This window comes from Allorhizobium paknamense (assembly GCF_030815125.1).
Classification (GTDB): Bacteria; Pseudomonadota; Alphaproteobacteria; order Rhizobiales; family Rhizobiaceae; genus Allorhizobium; species Allorhizobium paknamense.
The window spans coordinates 113,999-126,681 of sequence record NZ_JAUSWH010000009.1 but is presented as its reverse complement, the minus strand read 5'-3'; the positions used below and the strand labels follow the sequence as shown (position 1 = coordinate 126,681).

The window sequence follows — 12,683 nt, the reverse complement described above, 5'->3', positions numbered from 1 at the left end:
TGTTCCAAGGTGGAATGCGCAGAAGGAGAGCCTGAGCATGGAGCCGACCTTTCTTGCCGCATCGCCCTTCCTGCCGGTCATTGGCTGGAGCGTGGCGCTTTTGATCGTGCATATCCTCTTGCAGGGCATGACCGCGACGAAGGAACTGGGGTCCACTTGGAATGCCGGTCCTCGGGACGGAAACCGCAAGCCGGAAGGCAAGCTGGCAGGCCGCGCTGAACGTGCTTCCGCCAATTTCCGCGAAACCTACCCTGGCTTCATTGCTCTGGCTTTCGGGCTGATCATGGCGGGTGATCCGCACGGTCTGGGTCTGATCGGGGCGTGGCTGTGGTTCATTGCCCGTATCATATATATTCCACTCTATCTCGCCGGTATTCCCTATATCCGCTCGCTGGTCTGGGTTGGCTCGATGATCGGGCTGGCGCTGATGTTCGTCGTGATGATTGTCTGAGCGGTTTTCCGTCAAGAATAGGTAAAACAAAGAAATCTGGGGTCCCTCTGGTTTGACGTGAACCAGATGGACCCTAGCCCAGGAGCGGTGATGCATCCCTATCTGTTCGAACTGGCCTCCCTGATGGCCATTTTTTCCTTCGCGATCGTGTCGCCGGGGGCGGATCTTGCCATGGTGATGCGCCAGTCGATCCTGCATGGCAGGCGGTCTGCCATCATCACCAGTTTCGGCATCGGCACATCGCTGATGTTCCATGTGACCTACACCATTCTTGGCCTTGGGCTGATCATTTCCCAGTCGATCTACCTGTTCAATATCGTCAAGTGGTGCGGTGTCGCCTATCTTGTTTATATCGGCATCAAGTCGCTGAGAGCTGGCAAGACGGATATGACGGTTGAGCAGAACAAGGTGGCCGGGGAGAGCCGTCGCCAGTCTGTGGCAAAAGCTTTCGGGCTGGGCTTCGCCGCCAATGCGCTCAATCCGAAACCGGTTTTCTTCTTCCTGTCGATCTTCTCGACGGTGGTCAGCCTGCACACGCCGATGATGGTGAAGTTCGGTTACGGGCTGGTCATGGCAAGCTGTCTGATTGCCTGGTTCGTGGGTGTCAGCATTTTCATGACGACGCCGAAGATGCGCATGGCTTTTTCCCGCGCCAGCCAATGGATCGATCGGGTGAGCGGGGCGGTCTTCATCGTGCTGGGGCTGAAGCTGGCAACGGAAAAAGCAGGCTGATTTTTTTCAACCTGAGCGCTTGACGCTCATAGACTTACGCCGGACTGCGGTCTGGCCGCTGAATCAAGACAAAGGAACGACTGAAATGGCTTATGATCTCGTGGTAATCGGCTCCGGCCCCGGTGGTTATGTCTGCGCCATCAAGGCAGCGCAGCTGGGCATGAAGGTGGCCGTGGTCGAAAAGCGGGCCACCTATGGCGGCACCTGCCTCAATGTCGGCTGCATTCCCTCCAAGGCGCTGCTGCATGCATCGGAAATGTTTGCCCATGCTGCGCATGGCATGGCCGATCTCGGCGTCGAAGTGCCCGCGCCGAAGCTGAACCTCGCCAAGATGATGGCCCATAAGGACAGCGTCGTGAAGGCCAATGTCGAGGGCGTTTCCTTCCTGTTCAAGAAGAACAAGATCGATGGCATCCAGGGCACCGGCAAGATCGTGGCCGCCGGCAAGGTCGCCGTCACCAATGAAAAGGGCGAAGAGCAGGTTCTGGAAACAAAGAACATCGTCATCGCCACCGGTTCGGAAGTGGCCGGCATTCCGGGCGTCGCCGTCGAGATCGATGAGAAGGTCATCGTTTCCTCCACCGGCGGCATCGCGCTGGACAAGGTGCCGGGCAAGATGATCGTCGTCGGTGGCGGCGTGATCGGCCTGGAACTGGGTTCGGTCTGGTCGCGCCTGGGCGCGAAGGTCACGGTGGTCGAATATCTCGATACCATTCTCGGCGGCATGGACGGCGAAGTGTCCAAGCAGTTCCAGCGCATGCTGGCCAAGCAGGGCATGGAATTCAACCTCGGCGCCAAGGTGACGGCGGTTGTGAAGTCTGGCAACGGCGCCAAGGTTACCTTCGAACCGGTCAAGGGCGGTGAAGCGCAGACGCTGGAAGCCGATGTCGTGCTGGTGGCCACGGGCCGCAAGCCCTATACGGCGGGCCTCGGCCTGGAAGAGGCCGGTGTGGCGCTCGACAATCGTGGCCGCGTCGAAATCGACGGTCATTTCCGCACCAATGTTGCGGGCATTTATGCCATCGGCGATGTCGTCAAGGGTCCGATGCTGGCGCACAAGGCTGAGGATGAGGGTGTTGCTCTTGCCGAAATCCTGGCCGGTCAGCATGGCCATGTGAATTACGATGTCATTCCGGGTGTTGTTTATACCCAGCCGGAAGTGGCCTCCGTCGGCAAGACGGAAGAGGAGCTAAAGGCTGCTGGCGTTTCTTACAAGGCTGGCAAGTTCCCCTTCACCGCCAATGGCCGCGCGCGTGCCATGCAGGTGACGGATGGGTTCGTCAAGGTGCTGGCCGACAAGGAGACGGACCGCGTGCTCGGCGTGCATATCGTCGGCTTTGGTGCAGGCGAAATGATCCATGAAGCCGCTGTATTGATGGAATTCGGCGGTTCCTCCGAGGATCTGGGCCGTACCTGCCATGCGCATCCCACCATGTCGGAAGCCGTGAAGGAGGCAGCGCTGGCGACCTTCTTCAAGCCGATCCATATGTAAGTCCTGCAGTTCCGTTCAAACCGGACTGTAAAAGGCAACTATTATATTTCGGTAATATTGAAAGCCGCATCTTGTATTACAGGATGCGGCTTTTATCATGGTCGCGAAGAATTTTTTTTCTTGATAAAGCATTGTCCCGAGAAAAGTGGAGTCCGGTTTTCCGTCTGGAAACACGGAAACACGGAAAGACTAAAGGCAGAAACAATGGTTGCGACACCGGTTACCGGCTATTCCCTGGCCCAGCGCGTGCTTCACTGGCTGATGGCGCTGATGATTTTTTTCAACCTGATTTTTTCGGATGGTATGGAGCACTGGAACAGGCTGGTGCGCCGGGGCGAGCCTGTGACGCCGGATGACATCGCATCCGCCAATATCCATGCCTATGTCGGCATTGCCATTCTGGCGCTCTGTCTGATGCGGCTTGCGCTCCGCCTTGTGCAGGGCGCGCCGCAGCCGCCTGAAAATGAGCCAGCCTTGCTCAAGCTGGCCGCCAGGGTCACCCATGGCGCTTTCTATCTGTTGTTTCTTGCCGTGCCGCTGTCAGGGATCGCCAAATATTATTTCGGCAATGCCGTGCTCGGTGAATTGCACGGCGGACCGCTGAAGCTCCTGCTGTGGGCGCTGATTGTGCTGCATGTTGCGGGTGCGCTGGTCCATCAGTTCTACTGGAAGACCGACGTGCTGGCCCGCATGACGAAGGGCGTATAAACCTCGTTATCCCGGCGTAGACGCAACGGGGGTGATCGTGAAACCCTGCTGGCGCAGCAGTTCGATCAGCCCGTCCTTGCCCGGCAGATGCAGGGCTCCGACAGCCATGAAGACATTGCCATTATCGAGGATCGGCCCGCCGCGCTGCGCCATGACCTTGTTGCGGTCAACGATCATCCGTTGTTCGAACGGAGTTGCTTCCGTGCCATCCGGTGCAGCGGCCCGCAAGGTCGGCGTAATCATGCCAATCTGACCGTTCAGATAGAGATCAATCATGGTTTCCATGACGTCATTGATCTGGTCCTTGGCCTTGGCGACGCTCACCAGCGACTTCAAATGCACATCGATCGGGACAGCGTTCATGGCCTCGAACTGTTCGGCCAGGGTCTCGACCCCCAAAACTTCTTTGCCGGCCTTGGCGGCATCGACAGCCAGCTTCATATCCAGAAACAAGCCTCCCTGACCCTTGCGGCTCATCTCGCAACCGGGCAGAGCCAGCATGGCGGAAATCAGCCACGGCTTCATGCGGTTCAGGCCCTTTACCGAAAGGCCCTTCGGTTTCAGAGCCGCATCAATGGTTGCCACATCCTCGGCAGATAGCAGTCCGGTCAGGGTCGATCCATCGGTGAAGGTCGAAAATTCCGGCTTCGCCAGAATCGCAAACGCCGCCTTCTTCGGGTCGAGAATCTCATCGGATTCCAGCACCACCGTATCCGCCGCCTGGAAAGCCTCGCGTGCGGCAGGCGGCATGGCGGTGACGCGCGGGTCGGTCAGGTGCATCGTTCCCAGAAGCCAGGAGGGTTCCCGGCCCGGCTTTTCAAGTTTCCAGAAGATACTGTTGCCATTTGGCGTTTGCCGCGCCTCAGCCTGCACTCTGGCAAAGGCTTCGGGTTCGGTCTTTTCAAATTCCGGCAGGAGATTATGGGCGTGGCAGGTGCTGGCATCCTCTGACCGAGCGGGCTGTACCAGTGCCAGCGTGGAGAGGAGAAGCAGCAGAAGCATCAGCGGCAATGCGGCTGCGGCGCGGCATGCTTGTTTCAGCCAACGGTCCATCCTGTTCTCCCTTTTGAAATTGGTTCCGGATGCGGCAGATAGAGTTTTGACGCTATAGCGCCTTAGGCTTCAGGATCTCTTAACATCTGCAGATCTCTACAGCGCCGTGCGTTTTATCAAACGCACGGCGCTGTAACACTCTAAATCTGCTGCATAATTCCTTAAATCGATTCCGATTTAAGGAATTATGCAGTAAGCGCGACGCGTGCTGGCCTTATCCGGGGCATGGACAAATTTTTGGTGTCAGGCGCGGGCGCGGGGATGTGCCCTCTCATAGACATCCAGCAGCCGGGCGGAATCCACGCCCGTATAGACCTGGGTGGTGGACAGGCTGGCATGACCCAGAAGTTCCTGAATGCTGCGCAGGTCGCCGCCGCCGCTGAGAAGGTGGGTGGCGAAGGAGTGGCGCAGCGCATGCGGCGTGGCGCTGTCGGGAAGTCCGAGCGCCGAGCGCAATTTCTGCATCTGCCGCTGAATAATGGCCTGTTGCAGCTTGCCGCCGCGCGCGCCGCGAAAGAGCGGCTCGTTTTCCGGAAGATGATAGGGGCAGAGCTTGCGATAGTCGTTGACGGCTACGAGCACGGCGGGAAGAAGCGGCACCAGACGCATCTTGCCGCCCTTGCCGGTGATGCGAAGGGATGTGGCTTCCCCGGCAAAGGCTGCGGGCGTCAGGTCCAGAGCCTCGGAGATGCGCAGGCCGCAGCCGTAGAGCAGGGTCAGCACTGCGGCATCGCGCGCGGCCAGCCACGGCTCGTCCTGCAATTGCTCGCCGGCCTCCACCAGCCGGGTGGCGTCCTTCTCGGATAGCGGCTTGGGCAGGCTCTTCGGCTGCTTGGGCGCCCGCACGGCTTCCGCGCCCGCAGCATTGACCAGCCCCTGCCGCTGCAGGAATCGCAGGAAGGAACGCAGCCCCGCCAGATACCGCCCGAGCGAGCGCGAACCGGACCCCTCCTTGCGCCGCGCCGCCAGAAAGGCGCGGAGATCGGAAGGTTTCAGAGCGGCAATATCGTCCAGACTGACAGGGCCGCCGAAATGCCCGGTGAGAAAGGTGAGGAACTGGCGGCTGTCGCGTTCATAGGCCGTCAGCGTGTTCTCGGAAAAACGGCGTTCTGAGGCCAGCGTCTGCAGCCAGAGCTGCCGCTTGTCCAGCACCTCGGCTGCAGCCATCATCAGCAATTCCGCCACAAAGACATCCTTTTAAAGCGTTTCCAGGAAAAGTGGAAATCGGTTTTCCGTCCGGAAATGCGCAAATAAGACACGCTTGTCCCGCATGAAGGGACACAGATTGCGTCAGAGCCGTTATGGAATTGTTAACATACAGCGCCGTGCGCCATAAATGGCGCACAAAGGTTCGCTGTAACGCTTTAAATCTGCTGCATAATTTTCACCTTAAATCGATTAGGATTCAAGGAATTATGCAGTAGCGGCTTCGTTGTCATCTCGTGATCACACGGGCTTGCCAAGGTTGAAGACACAAGGAGATAGGCTCATGGCGCGGCGTCAATCCATGACGATGTTCGGACAGCTGGCGGAAACGCTGAGCCTCCTTTCGCACGGACAGCCGGGCCACATCGTGGATGTGCTGATTGCCGAGCGCGGCACGCGGCTGGTGCGTCATCCGCTCTGGCCGCTGATGCGTCCCTTTCTCTACAGCCTGCTGCGCTATGACCGGGCGATCGAATTTGCCAATGCCATTGAAAACCTGCCGGGCTTTCAGTCTTTCGACTATCTCAGCCGGTCGCTGAACCTTGATCTGAGGGTGCTCAATCCCGAGCGCATTCCCGAAAAAGGCGGTTTCCTGCTGATCAGCAATCATCCCACCGGCATTGCCGATGGGGTCGCGGTCTTCGATCTCCTGAAACAGCGCCGTCCGGATATGATGTTCTTTGCCAATCGCGACGCGGTCAGGGTCAATCCCCGTTTCGTGGAGATGGTGATTCCGGTGGAGTGGCGCGAGGAGCATAAATCCAAGCTCAAAACGCGGGAAACGCTGGAAATCACCCATCGCGCCATCGCCGAAGGCAAGGTCACGGTGCTGTTTCCCTCCGGACGCATTGCCTATTGGGCCGATGGGCGCCTCAATGAAAGGCCCTGGAAAACCTCGGCGATCGGGCTTGCCCGCAAATATGGCCTGCCGCTCCTGCCCATTCATATGCGGGCACGCAATTCCGGCCTGTTCTACTGGTTCGCCAACTGGTCTACCGAGCTTCGCGACATGACGGTCTTTTACGAACTTCTCAACAAGAAGGGTCAGCGTTTCGATATCACCGTCGGTCAGCCTATTCCGGTGGAGTATCTGGAGGGAGATCCGGCGGCGCTGACAAAAGCACTGGAGGACCATTGCGTGCACCGTCTGGCCGAGGATGGAGATGCTCTCTTCAGCCCTTGACTGTGAGCAAGGCGTTTTGCTCGTCTTGCGTTTCCCCCTTTAGTCGAGCCCGAGTTGATGAACGTCAAAATCCGTTCGAATTCATCGACTTAGCCTCTTGAATCCCTAAATTTGTAGGGGTTCTTTAATATTTTAAATTTCTAAATTTGCCTCATCTGACGCAGGAGCCCCTGCTGTTCAGCGCCGACTGGAGGCCTGATGGACCTCCGTGCATTCGAGGAGGTTATCCATGCAGTTCAAATCCATACAAATGAAGATCGCAGTGCTTTCGGGCCTTTGCGTTCTTGCGGCGACGACGGGGCTCGTTGCCTATGATATCGTCGCGTCCAATGACAAACAGGCTTTTGTCGGACAGTCCGTCTCCACGCTCACGGAGCAGAAGACCCGGGAAGGTCTGGCGACCCTTGCCTCTACCCAGGCCGGCATTATTCGCTCTTCGCTGGACGGGGCCTTCGATGCGGCCCGCAACCTCGCCCGCAGCTTCGAGGTTGCCGCAGGCGAGGGGATGGACGCTACCCCGCCCGGTGAGCGGCGTGCGCAGTTCAATGCCATGCTTCTCAACGTGCTCAAGGACAATCCGCGGTTTAATGGCACCTACAGCGCTTGGGAGCCCAATGCGCTGGATGGTCGCGATGAGGAATTCAAGAACCGTCGCGATGCCGGCTCTGATGCCACCGGACGCTTTCTGCCCTACTGGACGCGCGATACCGCCGGCAAGATCGCTATCCAGCCGCTTGTCGAATATGACAGCGCTGAACTGCATCCGAACGGCGTCATGAAAGGGGGCTGGTATATCGGCCCACAGAAGGGCGGCGGCGAAAGCATTCTCGATCCGTTGCCTTATATCGTTCAGGGGAAGAATGTGTATCTGGCCACCATGTCGGTGCCAATCATGGTGTCTGGCAGGTTCCGCGGTGTGGCCGGAGCAGATTTCGATCTGTCTTTCGTACAGAAACTGGCGGAAGACGTGCGCGGTTCGATCTTTGGCGGCAAGGCGGGAGTCAAGATCGTCAGCTACAAGGGTCTGGTGGTGGCAGATAGCGACCATCCCGAAACCATTGGTCAGCCCTTTGACAGGCTCAATAGTCAATTGAGCACCTATCTGGCGACGATCCAGGCCGGCAGGGCCGATGTCCAGACGTCCGGTGATGCCTTTACCGCTTTCTCGCCCATCACCATCGGGCGCACCAAAACGCCTTGGTCGGTGCTGATCACCGTGCCGCGGGCCGTGGCGCTGGCCGAGGCCATTACGCTCGATCAGGCGCTGACAGCGCGCGCTACCCGGGATATTGCCATGCAGTTTGCCGTGGCGTTGGTGATTGCCGTTTGTGCCATTGCCGCCATGTGGATGGTGGCACGCAGTATTGCCGGCCCCATTCGCGCCATGACCGCCAGCATGCGCCAGCTTGCTGCTGGTCGTACCGATCTTGTCGTGCCCGGGATTGGCCGCAGCGATGAAATCGGCGCCATGGCCGATGCGGTCGGTGTGTTCCGCGATAATGCCATTGCCAATCGCCGCCTGCAGGATGAAGCTGAAAGTGCCCGCCGCAGCAGCGAAAGTGAAAGAGAACGCAACGCCGAAATGGAAAGGCAGCGCGCCGAGGCCATGGCAGAAGCAACCTCCGGCCTGGCCAAGGGTCTCAAGCATCTTGCCGATGCCGACCTCACCTTTCGCCTGCACCAGCCCTTCGCGGCTGAATTCGAGGCTTTGCGCAACGATTTCAATAGTGCTGTCCAGCAACTGGCCGATACGATGAGCGCCGTCGCACAGGCATCGCTTTCCATGGATGGCGGGTCGCGCGAAATCAGCCGCAGTGCGGACGATCTTTCGAAGCGTACTGAACAGCAGGCCGCGTCGCTGGAGGAAACCGCCGCTGCGCTGGATGAGATTACCGCCAATGTCGGCAATTCGTCACGGCGGGCGGAAGAAGCCAGGGCCGTGGCCGTAGAGGCCAATTACAGCGCTACTCAGTCGGGCGTGGTGGTGGCCGATGCAGTGGATGCCATGCAACGTATCGAACAATCGTCGCAGCAAATCTCCAACATTATCGGCGTCATCGACGAAATTGCCTTCCAGACCAATCTTCTGGCCCTCAATGCCGGTGTGGAAGCCGCACGCGCCGGTGAGGCGGGCAAGGGCTTTGCCGTGGTGGCGCAGGAGGTGCGTGAACTTGCCCAGCGGTCGGCGCAGGCGGCCAGGGAAATCAAGGATCTCATCCGCAATTCCACAGTCGAAGTGGAGAATGGCGTGCGACTGGTGCGCGATACGGGCGAGGCGCTGAAAACCATCGTTGGCTACATCGTCACGGTCAACCAGCACATGGATGCCATCGCGACCTCTGCCCGAGAGCAGGCCACCGGCCTGTCCGAGGTGAACACCGCCGTCAACCAGATGGACCAGGTGACGCAGAAAAATGCTGCCATGGTGGAGGAAACCAATGCCGCAGGCGCTACACTGGCCGCCGAGGCCTCGCGCCTCATCGAACTGGTCGGCCGCTTCCAGTTGCAAGGCGGCGCTTCGGCCATGGAAAGTTCCGCACTGCGCCGGGTCGGATGACTGCTCGCCACAGTCAAACAGGCTCGGAATCACTGAGGCAGACCTGTCATTCCTGGGTTTTGCCGGGTAAGGCGGTTCCATTTTTTCCTGCCCCCCTCTGAGATCGCTTCAGACGCCTGCCCTCGCCGGGGCAGGCGTTTCCCATTTATTTTTTGATTTTCTTTCCGGTTTCAAAAGGGCAAGTTCCCGCGTGATGAAACAGGATTCGCACGATCTCTTCTCTCCCGCATCCCCGGCCCGTTCCGTGCCGGTGCTGGTGCCCATGCCTGCCGCCACGCCCTACAGCTATAGCCTGCCGGACGGCATGGTGGCGCCGCCGGGTTCGGTGGTGCAGGTGCCGCTGGGGCCGCGCAAGGTGGTCGGCGTTGTCTGGGATGGCGGAGAAAATGCCGTCGATGCCCGCAAGCTGAGGCCGGTGGAGAAAATCTTCGATTGTCCGCCGCTTGATCCCTCCATGCGGCGGTTTATCGATTGGGTGGCGTCCTACACACTCTCGCCGCCCGGTCTGGTGGCGCGGATGGCGTTGCGCGCGCCTGCGGCTTTTGACCCCGAGCCGATGGTGGAGGGCTTGCGCTTTTGCGGTCATGAACCCGACAAGCTGACGCCCGCCCGCCGCAAGGTGCTGGAGATGGCCGCCGATGGCCTGTCCTGGACCAAGAGCGGTCTTGCGCATGCCGCTGGCGTTTCCACCTCGGTCATCGATGGCATGGTGAAGCAGGGTGTATTCGAGCAGGTCTTCCTGCCGCCGCCGCCGCTGGTGGCCCCGCCTGATCCCGATTATGCGCCGCACCGGCTGGCGGGCCGCCAGATGGATGCGGCGGAGATCGCGGTGGATGCGGTGAAGGCGCGGGATTTTTCCGTGGCGCTGATCGATGGCGTCACCGGCTCCGGCAAGACGGAAGTCTATTTCGAAGCCATCGCCGAGTGCCTGCGGCAGGGACGGCAGGCCTTGATCCTGCTGCCGGAAATCGCCCTAACCACCGCCTTTCTCGACCGGTTTCACGAGCGCTTCGGGGCAAAGCCGGCGGAATGGCATTCCGATCTTGCCACCCGCACCCGGGAAAAAGTCTGGCGGCAGGCCGCCACAGGCGAGATCCGCGTGGTCGCCGGTGCGCGTTCCGCGCTTTTCCTGCCCTTTGAAAATCTCGGCCTGATCATCGTCGATGAAGAGCATGATCCCGCCTTCAAACAGGAGGACCGGGTCTTCTACAATGCCCGCGACATGGCGGTGGTGCGCGGACGGCTTGCCAAGGTTCCCGTCGTTCTGGTCTCGGCGACGCCTTCCGTCGAAAGCCAGGTCAACAGCCAGCAGGGGCGCTATACCCGCATCCACCTGCCCACCCGCTTTGCCGATGCGGCCATGCCGGATCTGCATCTCATCGACATGCGCCGCCATCCGCCGGAACGCGGAGGCTTTCTCTCGCCGGTTCTGCTGAGAGCCGTGGGCAAGACCATCGAGCGGCAGCAGCAGGCGCTGCTGTTTCTCAACCGGCGCGGCTATGCGCCGCTGACGCTGTGCCGGGTCTGCGGGCACCGGTTTCAATGTCCGCAATGTTCGAGCTGGCTGGTGGAGCATCGCTTCCGGGGCCAGATCCAGTGCCATCAATGCGGCTATGCCGAGCCCACCCCGCAAGCCTGCCCGGAATGCGGCACGCTTGATCATCTCGTGGCCTGCGGGCCGGGGGTGGAGCGTATTGCCGAGGAGGTGGAGCGGCATTTTCCCGATGCGCGCACGCTGGTGCTGTCCTCCGATCTCGGGGGAGTCAAGCGTTTAAGGCTGGAACTGGAGGCTGTTGCCAGGGGCGAAGCGGATATCGTCATCGGCACGCAGCTGGTGGCCAAGGGCCATAATTTCCCGCTGATGACGCTTGTGGGCATTGTCGATGCCGATGTCGGTCTTGCCAATGGCGATCCGCGCGCAGCCGAGCGCACCTTTCAACTGCTGAGCCAGGTCACGGGCCGCGCGGGCCGCACCGGCCTGAAAAGCCACGGCCTGCTCCAGACCTATCAGCCGCAGCATCCCGTCATGCAGGCCATCGTCTCCGGCGATGCCGACGCTTTTTATGAGCGGGAGATCGTCGAGCGGGAAAAAGCCATCCTCCCTCCCTTCGGTCGCCTCGTCTCGATCATCGTCTCCGCCGATAGCCGTGCCGAAGCGGAGACCCACGCCCGGCAATTGCGCCAGGCGGCGCCGCAGGCCAGCGGCATTTCCATTCTGGGGCCTGCGGAGGCGCCGCTGGCGATGATCCGGGGACGCCATCGTTTTCGCCTGCTGGTGCATGGCCGCCGTGGCAGCGACATGCAGGGTTTCGTGCGCGCCATGCTCGACAACGGCCCCAAGGAGCGCCGCTCCATCCAGGTGCAGGTGGATGTCGATCCGCAGAGCTTTCTGTAAGGCTTGCGGGGCATTCTCTGGATTGACCGGATCATGGTGTCTCCCGTGGGGCTCGTCTTTTCGTGCCATTGCGGTCGTTGTCGCAGTAAATTTTCTTCACACCCTTGGCGAACATGCTTTACAGCGCCGTGCGCCATATATGGCGCACAAAGGTTCGCTGTAACGCTTTAAATCTGCTGCATAATTTTATCCTTAAATCGATTCCGATTTAAGGAATTATGCAGTAGAACCCTGCCGGAAAAGGGTGGAGCTGATTCCGTTTTGTGGTCACCGGCTCGCAGCGCAGAAAAGGAGAGGTCTGTGGAGTTTTATTTTCCAACGGAATTCGGCGAGCAGATGGCCTTCACCGGTGCTGCGCTCACGGCCTTTATCGGTCTGGTCGTCATGTTTGCTCCGGGCCTCATTTTGCGTTTTCTCGGTCTTGTGCCGCTGGAGGGCCGCAATGAAGGCTTCGGCGCGCTGCGCGGGGGCGGCGGCGTGCTGCTCGGGCTTGGCCTTTCGGCACTGCTCCTTGCCCAGCCCATGGTCTATCTTGCGCTGGGTGCGGCACTCGGTCTCGGCTGCTTCGGGCGAATCCTCTCCATTCTCTCCGATCACGGCGCAAGCTGGCGCAATGTTCTTCTTCTGGTTGTTTTTTTGCTGCTTGCTGCTCTTCCGCTTGCCTATGTTTTCGGTCTTGCCTGAACAAAAACTCCAAAAGCTGGGCGTCTGACTCAAGGATTTTCCCGACTTAACCGATAAAATTGCCCTTCCCCCATTGCCCTTGCGGCTTAATCCGTTATTACCCGTGTTGCGAGTCCGGGTCTCCTATGCTAGACGGACCGCGAATTTGGATAACGCAGGCCTTCGGTCCTTGTGTTTCCGGGGGAATTTTAAACGATATCAATCTGGTGTCGCGTCTCGTCG

The 12,683-nt window shown here is 59.7% G+C and carries 10 protein-coding genes; 8 read left to right on the top strand and 2 right to left on the bottom strand.

Annotated elements, in window-relative coordinates; all coding sequences use genetic code 11:
• Positions 1-37 precede the first annotated feature (37 nt).
• The 4 genes from QO005_RS14730 (at position 38) to QO005_RS14715 (ending at position 3,383) form a co-directional block, all read left to right on the top strand.
• Positions 38-451 carry an MAPEG family protein gene (locus QO005_RS14730; protein WP_307158803.1) on the top strand — a complete coding sequence of 138 codons (414 nt, stop codon included), beginning with the start codon at positions 38-40 and terminating at the stop codon, positions 449-451.
• Between the two features lie 90 nt (positions 452-541).
• Positions 542-1,183 (top strand): LysE family translocator, encoded by a 642-nt coding sequence (locus QO005_RS14725; RefSeq protein WP_307158802.1) that lies wholly within the window; start codon positions 542-544, stop codon positions 1,181-1,183.
• Between the two features lie 85 nt (positions 1,184-1,268).
• On the top strand, positions 1,269-2,675 hold the full coding sequence (gene lpdA / locus QO005_RS14720) for a dihydrolipoyl dehydrogenase (protein ID WP_307158801.1): 1,407 nt from the start codon (positions 1,269-1,271) through the stop codon (positions 2,673-2,675).
• A 204-nt stretch (positions 2,676-2,879) separates the two neighbouring features.
• Positions 2,880-3,383, top strand: coding sequence for a cytochrome b (locus tag QO005_RS14715; RefSeq protein WP_307158800.1), 504 nt, complete (start codon positions 2,880-2,882; stop codon positions 3,381-3,383).
• Positions 3,384-3,389: 6 nt separating this feature from the next.
• Here QO005_RS14715 and QO005_RS14710 read toward each other — a convergent pair whose 3' ends face one another.
• Both QO005_RS14710 and QO005_RS14705 read right to left on the bottom strand, forming a co-directional pair.
• Positions 3,390-4,436, bottom strand: a complete 1,047-nt coding sequence (locus QO005_RS14710; RefSeq protein WP_307158799.1) for a TraB/GumN family protein — start codon at positions 4,434-4,436, stop codon at positions 3,390-3,392.
• Positions 4,437-4,679: 243 nt separating this feature from the next.
• A complete protein-coding gene (locus tag QO005_RS14705; RefSeq protein WP_307158798.1) occupies positions 4,680-5,621 on the bottom strand; it encodes a tyrosine recombinase XerC in 942 nt (313 codons plus the stop codon).
• Positions 5,622-5,925: 304 nt separating this feature from the next.
• Here QO005_RS14705 and QO005_RS14700 point away from each other — a divergent pair, with 304 nt between their 5' ends.
• The 4 genes from QO005_RS14700 (at position 5,926) to QO005_RS14685 (ending at position 12,461) form a co-directional block, all read left to right on the top strand.
• The gene (locus QO005_RS14700; RefSeq protein WP_307158797.1) at positions 5,926-6,825 is read left to right on the top strand and encodes a GNAT family N-acetyltransferase; all 900 of its coding nucleotides are present in this window, start codon (positions 5,926-5,928) and stop codon (positions 6,823-6,825) included.
• Positions 6,826-7,054: 229 nt separating this feature from the next.
• The gene (locus QO005_RS14695; protein ID WP_307158796.1) at positions 7,055-9,382 is read left to right on the top strand and encodes a methyl-accepting chemotaxis protein; all 2,328 of its coding nucleotides are present in this window, start codon (positions 7,055-7,057) and stop codon (positions 9,380-9,382) included.
• A 193-nt stretch (positions 9,383-9,575) separates the two neighbouring features.
• Entirely contained in the window at positions 9,576-11,777 is a 2,202-nt protein-coding gene (locus tag QO005_RS14690; protein WP_307158890.1) for a primosomal protein N', read from the top strand.
• Positions 11,778-12,077: 300 nt separating this feature from the next.
• The gene (locus QO005_RS14685) at positions 12,078-12,461 is read left to right on the top strand and encodes an AGROH133_08824 family phage infection protein (RefSeq protein WP_307158795.1); all 384 of its coding nucleotides are present in this window, start codon (positions 12,078-12,080) and stop codon (positions 12,459-12,461) included.
• Positions 12,462-12,683: the final 222 nt, after the last annotated feature.

What these genes read in the sequence shown, in the direction of transcription:
- QO005_RS14695 (WP_307158796.1), top strand. Translation starts at nt 7,055, where the DNA reads ATGCAGTTCAAATCCATACAAATGAAGATCGCAGTGCTTTCGGGCCTT.
- QO005_RS14690 (WP_307158890.1), top strand. Translation starts at nt 9,576, where the DNA reads ATGAAACAGGATTCGCACGATCTCTTCTCTCCCGCATCCCCGGCCCGT.
- QO005_RS14710 (WP_307158799.1), bottom strand. Translation starts at nt 4,436, where the DNA reads ATGGACCGTTGGCTGAAACAAGCATGCCGCGCCGCAGCCGCATTGCCG.
- lpdA (WP_307158801.1), top strand. Translation starts at nt 1,269, where the DNA reads ATGGCTTATGATCTCGTGGTAATCGGCTCCGGCCCCGGTGGTTATGTC.
- QO005_RS14715 (WP_307158800.1), top strand. Translation starts at nt 2,880, where the DNA reads ATGGTTGCGACACCGGTTACCGGCTATTCCCTGGCCCAGCGCGTGCTT.
- QO005_RS14730 (WP_307158803.1), top strand. Translation starts at nt 38, where the DNA reads ATGGAGCCGACCTTTCTTGCCGCATCGCCCTTCCTGCCGGTCATTGGC.
- QO005_RS14725 (WP_307158802.1), top strand. Translation starts at nt 542, where the DNA reads ATGCATCCCTATCTGTTCGAACTGGCCTCCCTGATGGCCATTTTTTCC.
- QO005_RS14700 (WP_307158797.1), top strand. Translation starts at nt 5,926, where the DNA reads ATGGCGCGGCGTCAATCCATGACGATGTTCGGACAGCTGGCGGAAACG.